We start from the raw sequence: 22,517 nt of genomic DNA on the forward strand, positions 1-22,517 counted from the left end.
TGAGCCCGCGTCCGTGAGTGAGCCGGCTGCGGCTGTTGGTTCGGTTCGGGCCGGTACGTCGGCGGACGAGCCGGCGTCGGTGGCTGAGCCGGTCGCGAACATCGGTTCGGCTCGGGATGGCGTCTCGGTGGGTGAGTCCACATCGCTCATCGAGCCGGTCGCGGCTGCCCGCCCGGTACCCGCTGATACGGCGTCGGCCACCGACCCCGTCGAGTCCGCTCAGCCTGAGGCACCGGCCGCCGTGGCGCCGGCCGAACCGGTTGTCGCGCCCAGCCCGGCTCCTCGGCCTTCGCCCATGCCCCGGCCGGCGCCGGCCGCGGCCGACGTGCCGCGGCTCGACGCCGTGCCGCCCGTTCCGCCGCCGCCGTCCGAGCGGCCCGGGCCGACCGAGCTTCGTCGGTCCTCCTCGAGGATCCGGCCGGTCGAGTCGATCAGGTCGGTCTTCGAGCAGGAGCGCGAGGTCGAGGACGCCGAGGAGCGGCCAGCCCAGCCCCCGTCCGCGCTCAGCGTCGAGAACCCGACGAACACGGCACCCTCGCCGCGCCGCCGCCCGGGTCGTCCCCGGCTGGTGCCCGCGACCCCGCCGCCCCCGGCCGACCAGCCGGAGGACACGGGTCGGGAGAGCCGGGACTCGCACGCCCAGCGGTTCGTCGACGAGATGCTCAACACCCAGGAGCGCAACCTCCTCCGCGAGCTGCAGGACGAGCTGGCCCGCCGGGAGAAGCAGGAGAAGGCCGGGCCCTGGCGCTCGGGCCGGCACGGCAAGCCGGGCACGCCGTTCGACCAGTCGGGTCCGATGGCGGTGAACGGCGTCCCGCCGCGCCGGGACTCCGCCGGGTCCGCCTGACACCTCTCACGCGGTCACCGCTCGGCGATCCGGGCGGTGACCGCGTGCAGCAGGCGCTGCAGGTGCAGCCCGCGCCGGATGTCGGTCGGGTGTTCGGTCCGGCCCGTGCGCACCATCCCGACGAACTCGTCGAGCAGCGCGGCGTACCGGGGCCCGGCGTCGCCGCCCGCGTCCAGGTGCAGGTAGCCCTGGGCGCCGAACACGGCGAAGTCCGTGATCTGCGGGTCCGCCGGTGTGTGCATGGTCATTGTCGCGGTGCTCGTCGCGCCGCTCTCGTGTCCGAGCAGGACGTGCCACACCTGCCCCTGCTCCGCGAAGTGCGCGTGCAGCACGTCGGTGATCGTGCCCAGCGCGGCGTCGAGCAGGTCGAACGTGTGCGGGCCGATGTCCGCCAGCGCCCCGCCGTCGTGCCGCCACGGCGACGCCTCGTACCCGGTCTCCAGCAGCGTCGCGGCGAGCCAGCGCGCGGAGCCGCCGTGCCAGCCGCCGGTCCGGTGCACCCGCGCCAGCCAGTCCGTCACGTCCGCGCCGTAGCGGAACGTCAGGACCATCAGCGTGGCCACCCGCGCCCGCTCGGCGGCCGCGACCAGCTGCTCGGCCTCCGCGACCGAGGAGGCGAGCGGCTTCTCCAGGATCACGTGCTTGCCGGCCTCGACGGCACGCAGCGCGAGCGGCGCCTGCACCGCGGGCGGCACCGCGAAGGTCACCGCGTCCACGGTCGCCAGCAGGTCGTCGAAGGAGGCTACGGGCGTCGCGCGGCCGCCGCTGGCGGCCGCGACGGACGCCGCGGCCTCGGGGCGGCGGGCCCAGACGGCGGCCAGTTCGGTGCCCGGATGTGCGGCGGTGCCCGGGCCGTGCACCCGGTGTGCCCACGGGCCGGCGCCGACCAGTCCCACCCGCAGCGGTGTGTCGTTCATGACCTCATCCTGCCCGGCCGACCCCGAGGGCTGCGTAGGCTCTGCCGTGTGCGCGAGTTGCCGAGGGAGCTGGTCCTGCCGGAGGGGTTCGTTCCTCCGGAGGTTCCGGACCCGCCCGTGACGCCCAAGGACGCCGCGACGGTCATGCTCGTCCGCGACACCGACTCCGGGCTCGAGGTCTTCCTCATGCGCCGGGTGCTCGGCATGGCGTTCGCCGGCGGCATGACCGTGTTCCCCGGCGGCGGGGTCGACCCGCGCGACGCGGACACCTCGCTCGCCTGGCACGGACCCCCGCCGGAGTGGTGGGCGTCCCGCTTCTCCTGCGATGTCGGGCTCGCACGGGCACTGGTGTGCGCGGCCGTGCGCGAGACGTTCGAGGAGTCCGGGGTGCTGCTCGCCGGGCCCTCGCAGGACACTGTCGTCTCCGACGCACGGCCCTACGCGCAGGCGCGTACCCGGCTGGTGGACCGCGAGCTCTCCCTGGCCGGCTTCCTCGCCGAGGCCGGACTCGTGTTGCGGGCCGACCTGCTGCGGCCGTGGGCGGACTGGGTGACGCCGGTGGAGGAGCGCCGGCGGTTCGACGCGCGGTTCTTCCTCGCCGCGTTGCCGACCGGCCAGCGGGCGGACGGCGCGACGACCGAGGCGGCCGAGGCGCGCTGGCAGCGACCGGCCGAGGCCCTGGAGGAGTGGCGGGCCGGGCGGGTCGGCCTGCTCCCACCGACCTGGACGACGCTCACCGAGCTGGCCGAGTGCGCCTCGGTGGCCGACGCCATGTCCCGCGAGCGCCGGATCGCGAAGCTGATGCCCCGCGTCGTGCGCGACGGGAACGTGCTGCGGATCGTCCTCCCCGGCGACCCGTCCTACGACGAGGCAGCGGCCCACCTCGACCCGGAGGAGCGGTCGTGACGGGGCATCCCGCCTACGGCGAGGTCCGGCAGGTCACCCCGGTGGCGTCGGTGCTCCTCGAGGACAACCCGGGCTCCATGACCCTCGACGGCACGAACACCTGGCTGCTGCGCGGTCCGACCGCGTCGGCGGCGGTCGTCGTCGACCCCGGGTACGAGGACCTCGACCACCTGCGCCGCATCGCCGACGCGGGCCCTGTCGAGCTGATCCTGATCACCCACCACCACCCCGACCACGCGCAGGGCGCGCCGTGGTTGGCCGAGCGCGTCGGCGCCCCGGTGCGCGCGTTCGACCCGAGTCTCTGCGTCGAGGCGCCACCGCTGACCGACGACGAGCTGGTCGAGGCGGCGGGCCTGGCGCTGCGGGTCCTGCACACCCCCGGCCACACCGACGACTCGGTCTGCCTGGTGCTCGACCCGGACACCCCCGCCGTGCTCACCGGCGACTCGATCCTGGGCCGCGGCACGACGGTCATCTCCGCGCTCGGCCCGTACCTGGGCACGCTCCGCCGCCTGGCCGCCCTGCCACCGGGGACACCCGTGCTGCCCGGACACGGCCAGGAGCTGCCGGACGTGGCCGCGGTGGCGGGGGAGTACCTCGCCCACCGGGAGCAACGGCTGGACCAGGTGCGTGGCGCACTGGACCGGCTGGGCCCGAACGCCACCGCGCGGCAGGTGGTGGAGATCGTCTACGCGGACGTCGATCGTGCGCTGTGGGGGGCGGCGGAGTGGTCGGTCAACGCCCAGCTCGAGTACCTCCGCTCGGCCGACGGCTCAGGACGCGCCGGCTCGTAGCCCCGCGACGAGCACCCCGACCACCCTGCGGGCGTCGTAGCGGGGGTCGTTGTCGGCGCCGATGCAGAGGTTCCCGACACCCCGCATGACCTCGTAGGCCTCCAGGTCCGAGCGGACCTCCCCGGAGTCGGCCGCGGCCTCGAGCAGCCGCGCGGCCACCGGCAGGAGCCGGTCGAGGAAGTACGAGTGCAGGGCGTCGAACTGCGTGCTGTCCGAACGGAGCGCGGCGGCGAGCCCGTGCTTTGTCACCAGGAGGTCGACGAACAGGTCGATCCACCGCGTGAGCGCGCCGTAGGGCGTCGGCGCCTCGGCCAGGCACCTCGGCCCTGCCTCGACGCACGCCTCGACCTGGTGCCGGTAGACGGCGACGACCAGGTCCGCTCGGGTGGGGAAGTGGCGGTAGACCGTGCCCACGCCGACACCGGCCCTGGCCGCGATCTCCCGTACGGGCGCCTCGACGCCCGCCGCGACGAACGCCGCGGCCGCCGCGTCGAGCAGCGCCTTCTCGTTGCGCTGGGCGTCGGCCCGCCTGCGCGGGGCGTCCTCTGCCATGCAGTCGCTCCTACTCGAGACCCAAAGCGGAACAATGTTCCGGTAGAGTTTGCGGAACGAGGTTCCGTATACGCATGATGCCAGGCTCGAAAGGACCGATCGCCGATGCCACGTTTCGGGATCATGACCGCTCCCATGCAGGTCGACTACCAGGACATCCTCCGGGTCTGGCGCGAGGCCGACGCCATCCCGGAGATCGAGCACGCCTGGTTGTTCGACCACCTCCTGCCGATCGGCGGCGACCCCACCGGACCGGCCTACGAGGGCTGGACGCTGCTCTCGGCGCTCGCCGCCCAGACCCGACGGCTGCGCCTCGGCGTGCTGGTGACCAGCAACCGCTTCCGGCCGCCGGCCGTGCTCGCCAAGATCGCGGCCACTGTCGACGTCGTGTCCGGCGGGCGGCTCGACTTCGGCATCGGCGTCGGCTCGCGCCCGAGCCACCCCCTGGCCCGTCGCGAGTACGACGCGCACGGCCTGCCCTTCCACGACCCGGCCCACGCGGTGGGGAGCCTCGCCGAGGCGTGCACGGTGATCCGGCGGCTGTGGACCGAGGACGAACCGTTCGACTTCGACGGCAGCTACGTCCAGCTCACCGGAGCGTTCGGCAACCCCAAGCCCGTCCAGCGGCCGCACCCGCCGATCATGATCGGTGGGCGTTCGTCCCCGACGCTGTGCGTGGTCGCCGAGCACGCCGACCTGTGGAACATCCCCGGCGGTGGCGATATCGACGACCTCGTCCGCCGCAGCGCGCTGCTGGACCGCTACTGCGCCGAGATCGGTCGCGACCCCGCCACGATCACTCGCTCGATCCACCTGCCGGTCGCCTACGACCAGCCCGGCACCACCCGGAAGGCGATCGGCGAGGCGGTCGACGCGGGCTTCGGACACATCGTCCTCGGGCTGCCGGCGCCCTTCCCCGAGGGCGTCGCCCGGTGGGTCGCCGACGAGCTGGTCACCGCCTGAGCCCTCGCGGTGGCCGGACCAGGTAGCGGCGGGTGCGGCGCGCAGGTGCCAGCGCCTCGCAGGCCGGCGACCCGACCGCCTCGTGCGGACGCGCAACTCGAGGCGAACTCGCGCTCACGTTTCACGCATTCTCACGAAGACAACGTGGTCCCCCAGTCCATACCGTGAACCCGACCGCGACGCACCGGTCGAGGACGGCTTCCGGCGAGGCGTGACAGTCGATCAACCCCCAGTCGATCGGCTCGCGTCATCTGAGGGCAGCCGGAGGTCCGTTCTCAGTCGAGCCGGCCGGTAGGCCTGTGCCGGCCGGCTCGACTGTCAGTGTTTCGGCGGCAGCATAGGCATCACCACGTAACGGAGGTCGGTCTCGCCGGGCTCGGCGGCGCGGAAGGTCGTCGCCCGCATGCCGGGCTGGATCTCGAGCCGGACCCGGCCGCCCAGGAACGGGCGGAGGGCGTCGGTCAGGAAACGGGACTGGTAGGCCTGGGGAGTACGGCCACCGCTCACGTCCGCCTTGACCGACTCCTCCGCCTCCCCGGCCCGCTGGTCGGCCCCGCGCAGGCGGATCTCGCCGTCGCCCACCTCGAGCAGCAGGACCCCGCGAGCGTCGGTGTAGAGGCCGACCCGCCGCACCGCGCCGGCCATTGCGTCGGCGTCCACCTCGACCCGGGTGTCCACGTCCGACAGGGCCACCTTCGACTCGTGCAGGAAGCTGCCGTCCAACACGGAGGTGGCCGCGTGGCTGGTGCCCCCGCCGCGCCGCCAGACCAGCGCGAACCGGTCGCGGTCGGCATGCAGCGCCACCGGGCCGGTCGGGTCGACCTGTTTCGCGATCTCCGCGAGCAGTGCTGCCGGCACCAGCGCGTCGACCGGCAGCCCGGTCGGTTGCCAGGGCAGCCTGGCCACCGCCATCTGGTACCGGTCGGTCGCCACCAGCACCAGCCGGTCGCCCTCGGCCCGGATCCGAACCCCGGTGAACATCGGCAGCGCGTCGTCCCGGGAGGCCGCCGACGCGACGGTCGTGAGCGCCGTGGCGAACGCCGCGCCGTCCACGGTGCCGACCGCCGGGGGCGGCGGCGCGACACCGGGATGCGCGTCGACATCGAGCAGTGGCAGCGCGAACCGCGCGCCCGGGGCCCGGATGGCGAGCTTCGACCCCTCCACCACCATCCGCACCTGCTCGAGCTCGAGTGCCCGCAGGGTGTCGGCCAGCGGCTTGGCCGGCACCAGCACGCGCCCCTCGGTGTGCACGACCGCCGCCCGCTCCACCCGTCCGGCCCGCTCCCGGTCGGTGGCGGCGAGCGTCACCCCGTCCCCGTCGGCGGTGAGCAGCACTCCGGACAGCACCGGGTCGATCAGCTTGCCCGGCACGAGCCGGACGAGCGCCGACGCGGCGGCGGCGAGGTCGGCCGTCGTGACGGTCAGGTCGAGGTCCATGGCGTCACGCTAGACCGGGGCACCGACAAAGACCGCCGAGGCCAGATCAGCGGGCGGGAACCGGTAACCGAGCGGCCTCGTCGACCGGCTGTTCGGCCACCGTGCCCCGGCGCAGCCACACCACGAACGCGATCAGCAGGCCCGCGCCGCTCCCGACGAGGAACGAGGCCGGGACCCCCACGTGGTCCACCAGGTAACCGCTGGTGGAGTGGCCGATGGCGAGTCCGAGCGTGACGGCGGTCACCACCCAGCCGAACGCCTCGGTCGCCGCTCCGCTCGGGGTCACCAGCTCGATCGCGGTCGAGTGCATGGTGGACTGCGGCGTGATCCAGATACCGGCCACCAGCAGCGCGAGCGAGAGCCCGAGCAGGCTGGTGGGGATCGCCAGCGGCGCGACCAGCAACGCGAACATCGCGAGCAACGCGGGCAGCCGCAGGTGCATCGGCCGAGGCCACGGGCGGGTGGCGTAGAACAGGCCGAACGCGACCGAGGTCAGCGACCACAGCGCCAGCATCAGCCCGCCGAGCGGGGCGTGACCCGCATTGGTGGCGGCCGCGGGCACCGCGACCTCGACGAATCCGACCGTGACGCCGAAGCCCAGCGCGGCGAGCGCGACGGTGCGCATTCCGGGGTAGGCGAGTGCGCCGAGGAGTGCGTCGGTCGCCGCCCTGGTCGGCCCCACGGCGCGCACCGCTCGGGTGAGCGCGAAGCCGGTGCTGCCGAGCACCATGCACACCGCGGCGAGCACGACACCCGTGCCGGCCCACGGCGCGGCGACGAGGACGCCGGCCAGCGCCGGCCCCAGGATGAAGAAGACCTCCAGGCTGATCGCCTCGTAGGCGTAGGCCGCATGCCGGATGGGGCCGGCCGGTACGAGGTGCACCCACAACGCCCGGGAGGCGGCGCCCACCATCGGTTCGGTCAGGCCCACCGCCGCGCCGAGCACGACGAGCACCACGGCCGGCTGCCGGTGCTCGACCGCGAGCACCGCGACCGTCACCGTGACCACGAACAACGCCACGGTGACCAGCAGCGGACGGGTGGGGCCCAGCCGGTCCATCACCCGGCCCTGGATCACCGCGCCCACCGCGACGCCGACGAGCGTGCCCGCGGACATCGCGCCGGCGACGGCGAACGAGCCGGTCTCCCGCTGGACGTAGAGCAGCAGGGAGAGACCGATCATCGCGATCGGCATCCTGGCCAGCAGTGACGCGATCACCGGCCAACCGGCGCCGGGCGCGGTCAGCGCGGCACGGTAGTCCGAGAGGCGCGCGGAGTGGGACACGCGTACCAGTATGCAGGCATTGGTACGCGCGTACCAGTTGTTTGAGAAATTGTCTCGTTTCGGTAACGTAACCGGGAAAATCGGGAAAGTCGCACAACGGATGGGTAATCCACGAGTCTTCCTAGCGACAAGACCAACCGCACTCCCTCCGGATGCATGGGTCGGGGCCTGACAACCGGAGGGTGGGGAAGCGTGAGCCGTCGGGGGATGGCTCACGCGCAGCGAAGAGCCGGTGCGCCGCGTCGGGGGCGGCGTCCGGCTCTTCCTGTGTGCGGACGTGTCCTAGCGGGCCCGGCGGGCCAGCCGCTCCGGGTCGAGGATCAGCACGCTCTTGCCCTCGAGCCGCAGCCAGCCGCGGTGGGCGAAGTCGGCCAGCGCCTTGTTCACCGTCTCCCGGGAGGCGCCGACGTACTGGGCGATCTCCTCCTGGGTCAGGTCGTGCATGACCCGCAGCAGGCCGGCCTCCTGGCTGCCGAAGCGCTGCGCGAACTGCAGCAGCGCCTTGGCGACGCGGCCGGGCACGTCGGTGAAGATCAGGTCCGCCAGCATCCCGTTGGTCCGGCGCAGCCTACGGGCCACGACCCTCAGCAACTGCTCGGCGATCTCCGGGCGGGTGGCGATCCACTGGCGCAGCGCCGGGCGGTCCATCGTGCGCGCGACGACCTCGGTGACCGTGGTCGCCGTCGACGTGCGGGGGCCCGGGTCGAAGATCGACAGCTCGCCGAACATGTCCGCCGGTCCCATGATGCCCAGCAGGTTCTCCCGGCCGTCCGGCGACTTGCGACCGAGTTTCACCTTGCCCGACTGGATGATGTAGAGGCGGTCGCCGGGCTCGCCCTCGGCGAAGATCACGTGCCCCCGCGGAAACTCGACGGTCTCCAGCGTCTGGGCGAGTGCCTCGGCGGCCGCCGGCTCGACGCCCTGGAAGATGCCGGCCCTAGCCAGGGTCTCGTCCACCTTCGTCCCTCCCAATCAGACACGGGTCGGCGCGGCCGGCCCTCGATCCAGGGCTACGGCGCCCCTGATCACTAGGGGAAGTGTAGGGCGTGTGCGGTGGATCACCTCGTAGGGCGTACTAGCGGTATGGCGAGGCGGTGTGTCGGACCGCCCGCCGGGTCAGGAGCCTGGCCGCTGGATGCGGACGGTGGGCTGGCGCATCACCTTGCGAGCGCGGGCCTTGCCCCGCCCCCGGCGCAGCCGGAACAGTTCGAGCGCCCGCCCGATCCCGTGCCCGTACAGCGCGCGGACCTCGTCCGGCCGCGCGTTCTCCAGCAGCTCCTCGACCTCGTCCTCCTGGACGGCGACGTGCCGCAGCCGGCTCTCCACGCGCTCCATGAACAGCGCGAAGAACATCACCACGATGGGCACCGCGAACACGAACCAGACAGCCATGGTCTCGGATCCTCGCTCACATCGGGACAGTCGGCGTGGACGATCTGGTCCGGCCGGCGTGTCGTGCGGGGTCTGCTGGGTGGACGTCCAGGGCACGGTTGAGGTTGTTCGAAGGCCCGTAGGCTAGCGGGGTGCCACCAGCCACCCGACAACTACCCCGAGGCGGCTCGGCCGAAACCGCGCCCGCGCCGAGCACCGCGCTGGTCCGCCGCGCCCGGCGGATGACCCGGACGCTGGCCGAGGCGTTCCCCGGCGCGCACTGCGAACTGGACTTCACCAACCCGCTCGAGCTGACGGTCGCGACCATCCTGTCCGCGCAGAGCACCGACGTCCGGGTCAACCTGACCACGCCCGCGCTGTTCCGCCGCTACCGCACCGCCGCCGACTACGCCGGTGCGGACCGGACCGAGCTGGAGGAGCTGATCCGCCCGACCGGCTTCTACCGCAACAAGACCACCTCGCTGATCGGCCTGGGCACGGCCCTGGTCGAGCGGTTCGGCGGCGAGGTACCCAACCGGCTCGAGGATCTCGTGACGCTGCCGGGCATCGGGCGCAAGACGGCCAACGTCGTGCTCGGCAACGCCTTCGGCATCCCCGGAATCACGGTCGACACCCACTTCGGGCGCCTGGTCCGCCGCTTCGAGTGGACGGCCGAGGAAGACCCGGTCAAGGTCGAGCACGCGGTCGGCGCGCTGATCCCGCGCAAGGACTGGACCATGCTCTCCCACTGGGTGATCTTCCACGGCCGCCGCGTCTGCCACGCCCGCAAGCCGGCCTGCGGGGCCTGCGTGCTCGCCGCGGACTGCCCGTCCTTCGGCACCGGGCCCACGGAGTTCGAGACGGCCGCGAAGCTGGTCAAGGGCGAGGAGGCCGAGCACCTGCTGGACCTCGCCGAGCGGGTCCGGGGTGGCTACAAGCCCGGTCGGGGCGGCGCGACGTGACCAGCGCGGCGCGGTGGTCGCTCGCCGGGCTGGTCCTGGTGATCGCCGCCATCGTCGCGATCTGGCCGCGGGACGAGGACCCGCCGGCCGACCCGGTGCCGGGGGAGGTGAGCGCCGACCTGGACGCCGCCCGGGCCGCTGCGGCACTCGAGCCGTGTCCCGCCGCTGACCCGCCGCCGGCGCTGGGCTCGATGTCCGAGGTCGAGGTGCAGTGCCTGGCCGATGGCTCCCCGGTGGATCTCGCCGCTGCCCTCGCCGCCCGGCCGCTGCTGGTGAACGTGTGGGCCACCTGGTGTGCGCCGTGCAGGGAGGAGCTGCCGCTGCTGGCCGAGTACGCCGCCGAGCCCGGCGCCGTCCCCGTGGTGGGGCTCGCCGTGCAGAGCAAGGCGGTCGACGCGCTGGAGCTTCTCGACGCCCTGGACGTGCGGCTGCCGGCCGTGCTCGACGAGCGCGGTGCCGCCGCCAAGGCCCTGCGACTGCCCCCGGGCCTACCGGCGAGCTACGTCGTCGACGAGGACGGCGAGGTGCGGCTGGTGGAGAACCCGCGCCTGTTCCGCTCGGTGGCGGAGATCAGGCAGGCGGTCGAGCAGCGATGAAACCCAGGTTCGACTTCGGGGAGACCGACTAGTGTCCGGGCCGCTGGTCGACCCCCTCGAGCTCCCGGAGTGGCTGCGCCCGCTGGTCGCGGCGACGGCCGACCTCGACCCCGCCACGTTCCGGCGTCTGTCCGCGCCCGGTGAGAACGGCCGGGACGCGGCCGTGCTGGTGCTGCTGGGCGAACACGCCACTCGCGGCCCGGACGTGCTGCTCCAGCTCCGGGCCAGCGGCAACGGCGCCCACTCCGGGCAGGTCGCCTTCCCCGGCGGCTCGGCCGAGCCGGGCGACGTCGGCCCCGTGGACACCGCGTTACGGGAGGCGGTGGAGGAGACTGGGCTCGACCCGGCCGGCGTACGTCCGGTCGCGTTGCTGCCCCGGCTGCACATCCCGGTCTCCGGTTTCCACGTGACGCCGGTCGTTGCGCACTGGGAGCGGCCGAGCAAGGTGTGGGCGGTCGACCCGGCCGAGTCGGCGGCCGTGGCGAGGGCTCCGCTCGCCGAGCTCGCCGACCCGGCCAACCGGTTCAACCTGCGACACCCCTCGGGGTTCCTCGGCCCCGCGTTCGCGTTGCCGGGCATGTTGGTGTGGGGGTTCACCGCAGGCGTGCTCAACCTCGTGCTCGACCTCGGGGGGTTCGCTCGCCCGTGGGACGCTACGGACATACGGGATCTTGACACCGCGTGGCGTTCAGTTGGCTCGGTGGGCGGGGAGGTTGACGGGTGAACTGGGTCGACGTGCTCGTGATCGGGCTCGCGGTGGTGGCCGCGGTGTCCGGGGCGCGGCAGGGCGTGATCACCGCGCTGCCGGCGTTCATCGGGGTGTTGCTCGGGGCCATCGCCGGCATCAAGATCGCGCCGCTGGTCGTGCAGTACATCGAGTCGACGCCGACCAGGGTCGCGTTCGCCGTCGCGGTGTTCGTGCTGCTGGTCGCGCTCGGCGAGACGCTGGGCGTGTGGCTCGGCCGCAGCATCCGCCAGAAGATCAAGTCGCCGAAGCTCGCCGGTGTGGACAACGCGCTGGGCGCGATCGTGCAGGGCGCCGTGGTCTTCGTCGTGGCCTGGCTGATCGCGTTGCCGCTGGTCACCGTGGGGGGTCTGCCCGGCTTGGCCGCCGCCATCCGCGGCTCGACCGTGCTCGGCGGCGTGAACAACGTGATGCCCTCCGCCGCCCAGGACCTCCCCAACGAGCTGCGCAAGCTGCTCGACGTCTCCGGCTTCCCGGCCGCGGTCGACCCGTTCGACCGCACGCCGAGCAAGGAGGTCGCCCCGCCGGACCCCGCGCTGCAGGGCAGCGAGGTCGTGCAGCGGGTGCGGTCGAGCGTCCTCAAGATCCACGCGAAGGCGCCGTCCTGCTCGCGTGCCCTCGAGGGCACCGGCTTCGTGATCTCGCCGGAGCGGATGATGACCAACGCCCACGTGGTCGCCGGTACGAACCAGGTGAGCGTGGAGACCGACGATGGCCCGCTGGACGCCAGGGTCGTGCACTACGACCCGAGTACCGACGTCGCGGTTCTCGCGGTACCGGGCCTGACGGCGGCGCCGCTGCCGTTCGCCGCGGAGGCCGCGCAGTCCGGGCAGGACGGGATCGTCCTCGGCTACCCGCTCGACGGCCCGTACACGGCCTCCCCGGCCAGGGTGCGCGACCTGATCAACCTGACCGGCCCGGACATCTACGACTCCAGCACGGTCAACCGCGAGGTGTTCACGCTGCGTGCGCTGGTCCGCAGCGGCAACTCGGGCGGACCGCTGGTGGACACCCGCGGCCAGGTGATCGGTGTGATCTTCGGGGCGGCGGTCGACGAGTCCGAGACCGGCTTCGCCCTCACCGCCCGTGAGGTCGAGGACGAGCTGTCCGCGGCGCCCGGGCTCTCCCGGGCGGTCGCCACCGGATCCTGCGCGGCCTGACGGCGCCCGCCCGGATGGGCAGACGCCGTCAGGGACAACGGTCAGGCCGGGCAGCGCGCGCCGCGGGCCGGCAGGCGAAGGTCGACCAGGTAGGCCGCCCCGACCGCCCTGGTGCACTCGGTTCGGTCGATCACCCCGTGGCCCCAGCCCTCGTAGGTCAGCAGCCGGGCCCGGTCGATCTGCCGGGTGACGTTGCGCGCCCACTCGTACCCGGTGGCCGGGTCGTGCAGCGAGTTCAGCACCAGCACCGGGACGTCGATGTTCGGGCGGTGCTGCGGGTTCGGCGTGGCCGCCGGCCAGGCGGAGCACATCGAGACCGGAAGCCAGGCGAAGTGCGTGCGCAGGGTCGGCGCCATCCGCTTCTGCTTCTGCCACAGGGCGAGCCATTCCCGCTCAGAGCGGATCGACACCCGATGGTCCGCGCAGAACGCCGCCACCGGGAACGGCGCGACCTCCTCGGCCGCTTTCGGAGCCGATCGCGCCGAGCCCCTGGCGAGCGAGTCGAGGTAGGCAGCGGCCTCCGGCCAGCGGGGGCCGTAGAAGTAGTTGACCGTCTGCTGGACCAGCTCCATCGGGCCGACCAGCCGCGCCGGGTTCGTGGGGTCGGTCAGCACGCCGGCGACGGCCTTGCCGTAGAGACCGTCGTAGACCGCCGCGACATCCTCCCCGTGCAGCGCGCACTCCGCGGTCTCCGCGCACCACTCGGCGAACTCCCGGAAGGAGTCCTCGCCGGTCGCCGCCTCGGTCTCCAGGAACCGGGTGGGCGTCAGGCTGTGGTCGAACACGCTGTCCAGGGCCAGCGCGCGAACCCGGTTCGGGAACAGCTCGGCGTACATCTGGCCGGCGAGGGTGCCGTAGGAGCGCCCGTAGAGGCTCAGCCTGCGCTCGCCGAGTGCCGTGCGGACGGCGTCGACGTCCCGGGCGACGCTGGCGCTGTCGACATGGTCGACCAGAGCGCCCGTGTGCTCCCGGCAGCTGGCGCCGAGTGCTCGGGCGTAGTCACGCACGTCGGCCAGCGTGGCTCCGGCCTCGGGGTTCGCGTCCGGCATGGTGCGCACGAGGTCGGCGTCGCAGACAACCGGGTTGCTCCGGTTGGTCCCGCGCGGGTCGAAGCTCACCACGTCGAACCTGTCGGCGATCTCGGACGGCACCGGGTCGCCACGCAGCAGCCGGTTGACACCGGAGTCGCCCGGGCCGCCGGGCAGGAAGAACAGCGTGCCGATCGGGTTGGTTCCGGCCCGACGGGCCAGGGCGATCTCGATCGTGTCCCCGGACGGGTTCGCCCAGTCCAGCGGCACCGTGAGCGAGGCACACCGCACCTCGGTGTCCTCGGGGTCGTCCGGGCAGGGTCCCCAGCTCACGCCCGGTGCGGCGGCGGCGGTCGTGGCGGCGGCCAGCGTCGCCCCCACCGCCGCCGCGGTGAGCAGGGCTGTCGTGCGCAGTAGTCTCATTCCTCGTCCTCCCGGTCGTCCCCCTCATGGATCTCCCGGAAGTTGAGTATTGGCGCGCAGATCGGCTCCCGGTTCCGGGAAGACCCTGACCCCGCCCCGGAGATCAGAACGACGAAAGAAAGCTCGCGAGTGCCCGGTTGGCGGCAGCCGGTGCCTCCTGGTGCGGGAAGTGCCCGACTCCGTCCAGCATTCGCGTCAGCACCTCGCCGTGCGCCCAGGCGGCGGAGGCACGCACCGTGCCGGGCAGGATGCACGGATCCGCGGCACCGGCGAGCTGCAGCACCGGCACGGTGATCTTCCGCTGCATGGCCTCGGCGAACCGCCTGCCCTCGCCGCGCAGCTGCGCGCGCAACGCCCAGCGGTAGTACTCCAGCGCGCTGTGCGCCACTCCGCGTACCAGCATCGCCGACCGGTAGCGGGCGACGACGTCGTCGAATCCCGGTTGGACAGTCCATTCAGGAGCCGACCAGCTGCGGAGCAGCGCCTCGACGGTGGCCGCGCCGTCGCGGGTCAGCCAACGCTCGGGAGCCAGCGGCAGCTGGGCCCGGAACACGTGCCCGAGCGCCCTGGCCTGGTTGTTGGCCTTGCGGCGCAACGCGGTCCGGCGGATTTCCCGGCGCAGTGCGAGCGGGTGCGCTGCCGACACGGAGCCGACCGAGGAGACCAGCCGGGGGTGGATGGCGGCCACCGTCCAGGCGAGCATCCCGCCCCAGCCGTGTCCGACGAGGTGGGCCCGTGGCTCCCCCAGTGCCTTCACCAGCCCACCGACGTCGCCGGCCAACGTCCAGGCGTCGTAGCCGCGCGGGGGCTTGTCCGAGTCGCCGTACCCGCGCAGGTCGACCGCGACGGCCCGGAAACCCGCGCCGGCGAGCGCGGTCAGCTGGTGTCGCCAGGTCCACCAGAACTCGCCGAACCCGTGCAGCAGCAGGACCAGCGGCCCCTCACCGGCCTCGGCGACGTGCAGCCGGATGCCGTTCGCGTGCACGTCCCGGTGCTGCCACGGTCCGTCGATGCGCACCGTGGACGGCTCCGGGGTGGGACGCACGGTCGTGATGCTCAGCGGGTCGGCCGATCAGGCGCGGCGAACCGGCTCGCCCGCGACCGGGACCGCCACGCTGTCGTGGCCGTTCTCGCCCCGGTTGCGCAGCACGGCCGCGGTGTCCTTGACCGTGTCGATCGTGCGCCGCGGTGCGCGGATCGCCCTGACCTTGCGGTAGCCCATGAACGCGGCGAGTCCGGCGGCCAGCAGCATCACGCCGAACACGACCAGGAAGGCCGCCCAGCGCGGCAGCCAGTTGTCCAGCAGCTCCGCGGCGAAGAAGAAAAAGAAGAACGAGCTGTAGGCCAGCACGACGAGCGCGAGGATGAACCAGACGCTGCCCTTGAGACCTTTCTTGATCTCACGGCCGACCTCCGACTTGGCCAGCTCGACCTCGGCTCTGACCAAGGTCGAGAGGTGGGTCGTCGCGTCCTTGACCAAGTTCCCGATCGACTGCTCGCCCGCGCCGGCCGTCTCGTCCGCAAGCGGGATCGACGGGACCCGCGGCAGGCCATTGGTGTTCTCGTGCGCACTGGTCACGTGCGCCATCGTGCCATGTGCGGATCAAAGAGGCTGGCCGGGCGGGCCGTTCACGTGTCATCGGCCGCCTCGTGGGCACGGCTGCGGCGGACCAGCAGGACCGCGGCCAGCAGCGCGGCCAGCGTCGAGGCGACCAGGACCGCGCTCGTGGCCAGCTCCACGTCCTCGCCGTCCAGCGCGAGGTCGGCGATCAGCAGGCTCACGGTGAACCCGACACCGCCGAGCACGGCCACCGCCGTCAGGTCCCGTTTGCCCAACCCGGCCGGCATCCGTGCCACGCCCAGCCGCACGGCCAACAGGGAGAACCCCAGGATGCCGACGAGCTTGCCCACCACCAGCCCGACGATCACGGCGAGCGCCATCCGGTCGGTGGTGAGGCGGCCGAAGGTGTCCGCGCCGATCGGGACGCCGGAGGCGAAGAACGCGAACACGGGCACCGCGACCCCGGCCGACCACGGCTGGAGCCGGTGCTCGAGCCGCAGGCAGGGCGACTCGTCCTCGCCTGGGTCACTGCGAACCCGGGTCAGCAGTGCGAGCGCGACCCCGGCGATCGTCGCGTGCGCCCCGGTGGCGTGGACGGCGGCCCAGGTGCCGACGGCGATCGGCACGTACAGCCACGCCGTGCGCAGGCGCCGGCGTTGGAGGAACCAGTAGAGCGCCAGCAGCGCGACCGCTGCGGCGGCGGCGAGCAGGTCGAAACCGGTGGTGAACACGGTCGCGATCAGCAGGATCGCCCCGAGGTCGTCGACGACGGCCAGGCTCAGCAGGAACACCCGGGCGCTGCTGGGCAGCCCGGACCCGGTGAGCGCGAGCACTCCGAGCGCGAACGCGATGTCGGTGGCGACGGGGATGGACCAGGCCGAGCCGATGCGGGGGTCGCCCCAGCCGACGGCGAGCGCCAGCGCGGCCGGTACCAGCATGCCCCCGACCGCCGCGATCACCGGCAGCACCGCGTCGCGGAACCGGGACAGCTCGCCGATCACGAGTTCGCGCTTGAGCTCCAGTCCGGCGACGAAGAAGAACAGCGCGAGCAGCCCGTCCTTGGCCCACTCGCCGACGGTCAGGTCGAGGTGGAGCGCGGCCGGCCCGAGCCTGGCGTCCCGCAGGCCCTCGTAGATCGAGGACCAGGGCCCGTTCGCGGCGAGCAGGGCCAGCGCCGCCGCGACGAGCAGGATCACCCCGCCCACGGTCTCGGTGCGCAGGTAGCGGGCGAAGTCCCCGACAGCGGGTAGGCGCCGAAACACGGAAGTCCTTTCGTCGTACTGTGCCGACCAGACTTCCCGGCGCTCCGCGCAAATCCTATCCCGTGCTCACTCCGAACAGCACGCCGACGAGGTAGGTGACCAGCATCGTCAGCGCGCCGACGCCGACGTTGCGCACCACGGCCCGGCCCGCCGGCGCACCCCCGAGGCGGGCGCTGACCGCGCCGGTCAGCACCAGCCCGGCGATCACCGCGAGCGCGCAGGCCGGCACCCGCCAGGCGGGCGGCGGAAAAGCGATGGCGACCAGCGGCAGCAGCCCGCCGCAGGTGAACGCGACCAACGAGGCCCAGGCGGCGTGCCACGGGCTGACGAGCTGATCGGGGTCGATCCCCAGCTCGGCCTCGGCGTGCGCCTCGAGCGCGTCGTGTTGGGTGAGTTCGCGGGCGACCTTGGTGGCGAGGCCGGGGGACAGGCCCTTGTCCTCGTAGATGCCGGCCAGCTCGCGCTCCTCGGCCTCCGGCATGGTCTCGAGCTCGTAGCGTTCCAGGCGGAGCGCAGCGCGCTCGGTGTCGCGCTGGGTGCTGACCGAGACGTACTCCCCACCCGCCATCGACAGCGCGCCGGCGACGAGGCTGGCCACGCCGGCGATCAGGATCGCGGCCCGCTCCGGGGTGGCGCCGGCGACACCGACGACGAGCCCGGCCACCGAGATGATCCCGTCGTTGGCGCCGAGAACCCCGGCGCGCAACCAGTTCATCCGCTGGCCGAGGCCGCCGTGATGGTGCTCGCCGGGGTGCTCGCTCATCCGCCCGCCGTTACTCGTCGGAGCCGGAACCCTTCATCCCAGAGGAGATGAGGTCCATCACCGAGGAGTCGGCGAGCGTGGTCACGTCGCCGATCTGCCGGTTCTCCGCGACGTCGCGCAGCAGCCGGCGCATGATCTTGCCCGAGCGCGTCTTGGGCAGCTCCGGCACCACCATGATCTGCCTGGGCTTCGCGATCGGTCCGATCTCCTTGGCCACGTGGTCCCGCAGGGCCTTGATCGCGGCCTCGCCCTTGGCCTCGTCCTGCGCGACCCCGCCGCGCAGGATCACGAACGCGACGATGCCCTGGCCGGTCGTCGGGTCGGTAGCGCCCACCACGGCGGCCTCGGCGACCGTCGGGTGCGAGACGAGCGCCGACTCCACCTCGGTCGTGGAGATCCGGTGGCCGGACACGTTCATCACGTCGTCGACCCGGCCGAGCAGCCAGATGTCGCCGTCGGCGTCGTACTTCGCGCCGTCGCCGGCGAAGTAGTAGCCCTTGTCGGCGAAGCGCGACCAGTAGGTGTCGCGGAACCGCTCGTCGTCGCCCCAGATGCCGCGCAGCATCGACGGCCACGGCCGGTCGAGCACGAGGTACCCGCCGCCGCCCTTGCCGACCTCGCTGCCCTGGTCGTCCACCACCTTGGCGGAGATGCCGGGCAACGCCTTCTGGGCCGAGCCGGGCTTGGCCGCGGTCACGCCGGGCAGCGGCGAGATCATGATCGCCCCGGTCTCGGTCTGCCACCAGGTGTCCACGACCGGGGTCCGGTTCGCGCCGATGTTCTCCCGGTACCAGATCCAGGCCTCGGGGTTGATCGGCTCGCCGACCGACCCGAGCACGCGCAGCGAGGACAGGTCGTACTTCGCCGGGATCTCCTTGCCCCACTTCATGAACGTGCGGATCAGCGTCGGCGCGGTGTAGTAGATCGTGACGCCGTACTTCTGCACGATCTCCCAGTGCCGGCCCTCGTGCGGCGTGTTCGGCGTGCCCTCGTAGACCACCTGGGTCGCCCCGTTGGCCAGCGGCCCGTAGACGATGTAGCTGTGCCCGGTCACCCAGCCGATGTCGGCCGTGCACCAGTACACGTCCGACTCCGGCTTGAGGTCGAAGACGTTGCGGTGGGTGTAGGCGGTCTGGGTCAGGTAGCCGCCCGTGGTGTGCAGGATCCCCTTGGGGCGCCCGGTCGTGCCCGAGGTGTAGAGGATGAACAGCGGGTGCTCGGAGTCGAACGCCTCCGGCTCGTGGGTCTCGGACTGGCCGTCCACGAGATCGTGCCACCACAGGTCGCGCCCCTCGGTCCACTCGACGTCGATCCCGGTGCGGCGCACGACCAGGACCTTCTCGATCGTGGGGGTGCGTGCCACCGCCTCGTCGACCGCGGCCTTGAGCGGTGCGGGCTTGCCGCGCCGGTACTGGCCGTCGGCGGTGATCACGAGCTTGGCCTGCGCGTCGTCGATCCGGGAGCGCAGCGCCTCGGCGGAGAAGCCGCCGAACACCACGCTGTGGGTCAGCCCGAGCCGAGCGCAGGCGAGCATCGAGAAGATCGCCTCGGGGAGCATCGGCAGGTAGATCGCGACCCGATCGCCCGCCCGCAGCCCGAGCGAGGACAGCGCGTTGGCCGTCTTCGCCACCTCGCGCCGCAGCTCGGCGTAGGTGATCGTGCGGCCGTCACCCGGCTCACCCTCCCAGTGGATCGCCACCCGGTCGCCGTTGCCGGCCTCGACGTGCCGGTCGACGCAGTTGTAGGCGACGTTGAGCCGGCCGCCGACGAACCACTTCGCGAACGGCGCGTTCGACCAGTCGAGGATCTGGTCCCACTGGGTCTCCCAGTGCAGGGAACCGGCCTGCTCGGCCCAGAACGCCTCCCGGTCGGCGGCCGCCTGGTCGTACATCTCGGCGGTGGCGTTCGCCTGCTCGGCGAACTCCGCGCTCGGCGGGAACGTCCTGCTCTCGGTGAGCAGGTTGTCCAGCGTCTGGCCCTGGCCGGGCTGCTCGGTCATGATGCGGATCCTCCTCGACCCATGTGGGGCTTGTTGCCCCCGACCGTAGTGCGAGATCGCCGCCGGGAACAGCGTCGAAAGAGGTCCAGACCATACGAGGAGCTTCCCCACGAAGGCGTGGTACCCGGTAGGGTCGCGCCTCGTGAGGGACCCACTGGCGCCGCTGCTGGAACTGCCCGGTGTGCTGGACGCGGTGGCCGCCGCCCGAGAGGCGGTGGACCAGGTGCACGGCCACCAGGCCAACCGCCGGGGCTGGCCCGCCACGGCCGCGGAGGCCTCGGTGCGGGCGGCCAGGGCCTCAGCCGCCCTCGACGGCGCCGACGCGGACATTCCGATGACCGGGGAGGTGACCGAGCCGCGCCTGGCCGGTGCCCTGCGCATCGCCGAGTCGATCGGGCCGATGCTGCCGACCTGGCAGCGCGCGCCCATGCAGGCGCTCGCCAAGCTGCACGTGCTGGCCGCCGCCGACCTGGTCGACGACGACGACGCGCTCGGCCGGCCCCGCCCCGCCCGCGCCGTCGCCCGCCGGTTGGAGCTGCTCGGCGACCTCGTGGCGGGCGGTACTTCGGTCCCGGGGGCGGTGCTCGTGGCCGTGGTGCACGGTGAGCTGCTCGCGCTGTCCCCGTTCGGCACCGCGGACGGCGTGGTCGCCCGCGCCGCTGCCCGGCTGACCACGATCGGCACCGGCCTCGACCCGAAGGGCCTGATCGTTCCCGAGGTGTTCTTCTTCCGCCGGGCGCAGCGCTACGCCGCGGCCGCGGCCGCGTTCCGCACCGGCAGCGACGAGGGCCTCTCCGAGTGGATCCTGCTGTGCTGCGAGGCGGTGGAGGCCGGCGCCGCCGAAGCCATCGGGATCGCCGACTCCGCCCTGTCGGACTCGCGCTGACCTGCGCCTTCAGCGGGGGTCCAGGCCACCTCGTGCTTGTTGGCACATGCTGGTGGTGCGAGTCCCCTTCCTCGCTGTGTGGTGGGATCCCACAGGGGCGGGCCGAGATTCCCTAGCGTCTCGGCCCGCGTCCCCCCACCCGTCAGACCGCCGCCGCGCCGAGCGTGTGCAGGGCCTCCCGTACGTGCCCACCCGTCCCGGCCAGGGCCGCCGCCGCCTGCTTGGCGTCCACGCCCGACAGCAGGTGGACCAGGGCGACCTTGAGGTCCCCCTGGGCCTCGTCCAGCGCCAGCGAGCACTCGTGCAGGTCCAGGCCGGTCGCCTCACGCAGGATGCGCAGCGTCCGGCCACGCAGCTTCGCGTTGGTCGCCCGCATGCTCACCATGAGGTTCGAGTAGGTCCGGCCGAGCTTGACCATGACCGCCGTCGAGAAGGAGGTCAGCACGATCTTCTGCGCCGTCCCGGCCTTCATCCTGGTGGATCCGGCGACGACCTCGGGGCCGGTGTCGACCTCGATCAGCACGTCGATGTCCATCAGCCGGGTGGCGTGCGGGTTGCTGAACACGAGCCCGGTACGGGCGCCGAGCGCGCCGGCGGCCCGCAGCGCGCCGAGTACGAACGGCGTCCGGCCGGAGGCGGTCAGGCCGAGCACGAAGTCGCCGGGGGCGGCCGTGGCCCGCAACTCGGCGGCGCCGGCCTCCTCGTCGTCCTCGGCGTCCTCGACCGCGCTCTCGAACGCCCGCATGCCGCCGGCGTGGTGCACGACGAACCACTCGGGCGGCGCGTTGTAGGTCGGCGCGAGCTCGGCCGCGTCCAGCGTCGCCATCCGGCCGGAGGTCCCGGCACCGACGTAGTGGACGCGGTGCCCGGTCCGCAGCGCCTCCGCGGCCCAGTCGACCGCGGTGGCCAGCGCCGGCAGCGTCGCCGCCACCGCGTCCGGCACCAGCCGGTCCTCGGCGTTGATCGCCCGCAGTACGTCCAGGGTGGACAGCTGGTCCAGGTCGGTGGTGCGCGGGTTCCGCCGCTCGGTCGGCGAGTCCACGTGCACAGCCTGCCGTGGAACGGTCATGTTGCTGCCTCCCCCAGGATCATTTACCGGTCTCCCGCGCCTTGCGGCGACCGTCGTGGCGGGTCTCCAGCCGGTGGCTGCCCACCGCGTCCCGGGTCTCGTCCAGCGCCTTCATCGACTCCGTCAGGTGGCGCTGCGCCACGCCGATGAACAGGCAGTCGATGACCGTGAGCTGGGCGATACGGCTCGCCATCGCGCCAGAGCGGAAGGTGGTCTCCCGAGCGGCGGTGGTGAGCACGAGGTCGGCGACCTCGCTGATCGGCGCGGTCGGGAAGTTCGTCAGGGCGACGGTGGTCGCCCCGGCCCGACGTGCCTCGCGTAGTGCCTCGACGGTGTCCACGGTCGCGCCGGTGTGCGAGATCGCGAACGCGACGTCGCCCTTGCCGAGCACGGCGGCGGAGGTCAGCATGATGTGGGTGTCGCTCCAGGCGAAGCTCACCCTGCCGATCCGGTGCAGCTTCTGCTGGAGGTCGGCGGCGACGAACGCGCTCGCACCGACCCCGTAGACGTCGACACGCCCGGCTCCCGCGACCGCGTCGACGACCTTCTCCAGCACCGCGATGTCGAGCTGGGAGGAGGTCTCCTCGACCGCCCGCGCGTCGGCGAAGGTCACCTTGCCGACCACGCTGGCGAGGTCGTCGTCCGGGCCGATCTCCCCGCCGAGGTCGCGCTCGGCGCGTGCCTCGGAGCGGGCGGTGTCGGCGGCGAGCGCGATGCGCAGCTCGGGGTAGCCGCCCACGCCGATGGCCTTGCAGAACCGGGTGACCGTGGTCTCGCTGGTGCCGGCCGCCTCGGCGACTTCGGTGATGCTCCGGCGGGCGACGGTCGAGGGGCTGTCCAGGACCACCTTGGCCACGCGCTGCTCCGCGCGGGCCAAACCGGGCAGCAATGACCGGATTCGGACCAGAGGACTTGACTCAGTGTGTTGTGTGGGCATGACACTCGCGATCACGTGGGAAACTTACCAACAGACATGTAGGACAACGAGGAG

At 72.8% G+C, this 22,517-nt stretch carries 23 protein-coding genes; 9 read left to right on the plus strand and 14 right to left on the minus strand.

Annotation, left to right across the window (positions count from 1 at the left end):
- Nucleotides 1–295 precede the first annotated feature (295 nt).
- The gene (locus BU204_RS19685) at nt 296–847 is read left to right on the plus strand and encodes a hypothetical protein (RefSeq protein ID WP_075127181.1); all 552 of its coding nucleotides are present in this window, start codon (nt 296–298) and stop codon (nt 845–847) included.
- 14 nt (nt 848–861) lie between these two features.
- Here the strand turns inward: BU204_RS19685 and BU204_RS19690 are convergent, their stop codons facing one another.
- Nucleotides 862–1,764, minus strand: a complete 903-nt coding sequence (locus BU204_RS19690) for a Gfo/Idh/MocA family protein (RefSeq protein WP_075127182.1) — start codon at nt 1,762–1,764, stop codon at nt 862–864.
- 57 nt (nt 1,765–1,821) lie between these two features.
- Between BU204_RS19690 and BU204_RS19695 the strand changes: the two genes are divergently transcribed.
- On the plus strand, nt 1,822–2,670 hold the full coding sequence (locus BU204_RS19695) for an NUDIX hydrolase (RefSeq protein WP_233160421.1): 849 nt from the start codon (nt 1,822–1,824) through the stop codon (nt 2,668–2,670).
- Entirely contained in the window at nt 2,667–3,464 is a 798-nt protein-coding gene (locus BU204_RS19700) for an MBL fold metallo-hydrolase (RefSeq protein WP_075127184.1), read from the plus strand. Before BU204_RS19695 ends, BU204_RS19700 begins: the two co-directional genes overlap by 4 nt.
- Here the strand turns inward: BU204_RS19700 and BU204_RS19705 are convergent.
- Nucleotides 3,444–4,016 carry a TetR/AcrR family transcriptional regulator gene (locus tag BU204_RS19705; RefSeq protein ID WP_075127185.1) on the minus strand — a complete coding sequence of 191 codons (573 nt, stop codon included), beginning with the start codon at nt 4,014–4,016 and terminating at the stop codon, nt 3,444–3,446. The genes BU204_RS19700 and BU204_RS19705 overlap by 21 nt on opposite strands.
- A gap of 105 nt (nt 4,017–4,121) precedes the next feature.
- On the opposite strand from BU204_RS19705, the gene BU204_RS19710 reads away from it, so the two are divergent.
- Nucleotides 4,122–4,979 (plus strand): LLM class flavin-dependent oxidoreductase, encoded by an 858-nt coding sequence (locus BU204_RS19710; RefSeq protein WP_075127186.1) that lies wholly within the window; start codon nt 4,122–4,124, stop codon nt 4,977–4,979.
- Nucleotides 4,980–5,297: 318 nt separating this feature from the next.
- Here the strand turns inward: BU204_RS19710 and dnaN are convergent, their stop codons facing one another.
- From dnaN to BU204_RS19730, 4 genes are all read right to left on the minus strand, one after another.
- Complete coding sequence (gene dnaN / locus BU204_RS19715; protein ID WP_075127187.1) at nt 5,298–6,416, minus strand: DNA polymerase III subunit beta; 1,119 nt, start codon at nt 6,414–6,416, stop codon at nt 5,298–5,300.
- Nucleotides 6,417–6,462: 46 nt separating this feature from the next.
- Nucleotides 6,463–7,701 (minus strand): MFS transporter, encoded by a 1,239-nt coding sequence (locus BU204_RS19720; RefSeq protein ID WP_083661448.1) that lies wholly within the window; start codon nt 7,699–7,701, stop codon nt 6,463–6,465.
- Between the two features lie 282 nt (nt 7,702–7,983).
- Nucleotides 7,984–8,658 (minus strand): Crp/Fnr family transcriptional regulator, encoded by a 675-nt coding sequence (locus BU204_RS19725; protein ID WP_075127188.1) that lies wholly within the window; start codon nt 8,656–8,658, stop codon nt 7,984–7,986.
- 159 nt (nt 8,659–8,817) lie between these two features.
- Entirely contained in the window at nt 8,818–9,093 is a 276-nt protein-coding gene (locus BU204_RS19730; RefSeq protein WP_075127189.1) for a hypothetical protein, read from the minus strand.
- Between the two features lie 221 nt (nt 9,094–9,314).
- Between BU204_RS19730 and nth the strand changes: the two genes are divergently transcribed.
- From nth to BU204_RS19750, 4 genes are read left to right on the plus strand one after another with little or no spacing between them, the layout of a single operon-like run.
- Nucleotides 9,315–10,034, plus strand: coding sequence for an endonuclease III (nth, locus tag BU204_RS19735; protein ID WP_083661449.1), 720 nt, complete (start codon nt 9,315–9,317; stop codon nt 10,032–10,034).
- Entirely contained in the window at nt 10,031–10,630 is a 600-nt protein-coding gene (locus tag BU204_RS19740) for a TlpA family protein disulfide reductase (RefSeq protein ID WP_075127190.1), read from the plus strand. The genes nth and BU204_RS19740 overlap by 4 nt, the downstream gene beginning before the upstream one ends.
- 31 nt (nt 10,631–10,661) lie before the next feature.
- Nucleotides 10,662–11,354 (plus strand): NUDIX hydrolase, encoded by a 693-nt coding sequence (locus BU204_RS19745; protein WP_075127191.1) that lies wholly within the window; start codon nt 10,662–10,664, stop codon nt 11,352–11,354.
- Nucleotides 11,351–12,535 (plus strand): MarP family serine protease, encoded by a 1,185-nt coding sequence (locus BU204_RS19750; RefSeq protein WP_075127192.1) that lies wholly within the window; start codon nt 11,351–11,353, stop codon nt 12,533–12,535. The genes BU204_RS19745 and BU204_RS19750 overlap by 4 nt, the downstream gene beginning before the upstream one ends.
- A 41-nt stretch (nt 12,536–12,576) precedes the next feature.
- On the opposite strand, the gene BU204_RS19755 is transcribed toward BU204_RS19750, so the two are convergent.
- The 6 genes from BU204_RS19755 to acs all read right to left on the minus strand — a co-directional run bounded on the left by BU204_RS19755 (nt 12,577) and on the right by acs (nt 19,571).
- Nucleotides 12,577–13,986: an alpha/beta hydrolase gene (locus BU204_RS19755; protein ID WP_075127193.1), complete on the minus strand. Its 1,410-nt coding sequence runs from the start codon at nt 13,984–13,986 to the stop codon at nt 12,577–12,579.
- Between the two features lie 103 nt (nt 13,987–14,089).
- Nucleotides 14,090–15,031, minus strand: coding sequence for an alpha/beta fold hydrolase (locus tag BU204_RS19760; protein WP_075127194.1), 942 nt, complete (start codon nt 15,029–15,031; stop codon nt 14,090–14,092).
- A 27-nt stretch (nt 15,032–15,058) separates the two neighbouring features.
- Nucleotides 15,059–15,574: a phage holin family protein gene (locus BU204_RS19765; RefSeq protein ID WP_075127195.1), complete on the minus strand. Its 516-nt coding sequence runs from the start codon at nt 15,572–15,574 to the stop codon at nt 15,059–15,061.
- 41 nt (nt 15,575–15,615) lie between these two features.
- A complete protein-coding gene (nhaA, locus tag BU204_RS19770) occupies nt 15,616–16,809 on the minus strand; it encodes a Na+/H+ antiporter NhaA (RefSeq protein ID WP_075127196.1) in 1,194 nt (397 codons plus the stop codon).
- A gap of 55 nt (nt 16,810–16,864) precedes the next feature.
- The gene (locus BU204_RS19775; protein ID WP_075127197.1) at nt 16,865–17,572 is read right to left on the minus strand and encodes a VIT1/CCC1 transporter family protein; all 708 of its coding nucleotides are present in this window, start codon (nt 17,570–17,572) and stop codon (nt 16,865–16,867) included.
- A gap of 10 nt (nt 17,573–17,582) precedes the next feature.
- Complete coding sequence (gene acs / locus BU204_RS19780) at nt 17,583–19,571, minus strand: acetate--CoA ligase (RefSeq protein ID WP_075127198.1); 1,989 nt, start codon at nt 19,569–19,571, stop codon at nt 17,583–17,585.
- Between the two features lie 142 nt (nt 19,572–19,713).
- On the opposite strand from acs, the gene BU204_RS19785 reads away from it, so the two are divergent.
- Nucleotides 19,714–20,457, plus strand: coding sequence for an oxidoreductase (locus BU204_RS19785; RefSeq protein WP_075127199.1), 744 nt, complete (start codon nt 19,714–19,716; stop codon nt 20,455–20,457).
- A 142-nt stretch (nt 20,458–20,599) separates the two neighbouring features.
- Here BU204_RS19785 and BU204_RS19790 read toward each other — a convergent pair whose 3' ends face one another.
- Together BU204_RS19790 and BU204_RS19795 are read right to left on the minus strand one after the other, a co-directional pair.
- Nucleotides 20,600–21,526: an N-acetylmuramic acid 6-phosphate etherase gene (locus BU204_RS19790; protein WP_075127200.1), complete on the minus strand. Its 927-nt coding sequence runs from the start codon at nt 21,524–21,526 to the stop codon at nt 20,600–20,602.
- A gap of 19 nt (nt 21,527–21,545) precedes the next feature.
- Nucleotides 21,546–22,463: a MurR/RpiR family transcriptional regulator gene (locus BU204_RS19795; protein ID WP_075127201.1), complete on the minus strand. Its 918-nt coding sequence runs from the start codon at nt 22,461–22,463 to the stop codon at nt 21,546–21,548.
- Nucleotides 22,464–22,517: the final 54 nt, after the last annotated feature.

Source organism: Actinophytocola xanthii (genome assembly GCF_001921205.1).
In the GTDB taxonomy this organism is placed as follows: domain Bacteria; phylum Actinomycetota; class Actinomycetes; order Mycobacteriales; family Pseudonocardiaceae; genus Actinophytocola; species Actinophytocola xanthii.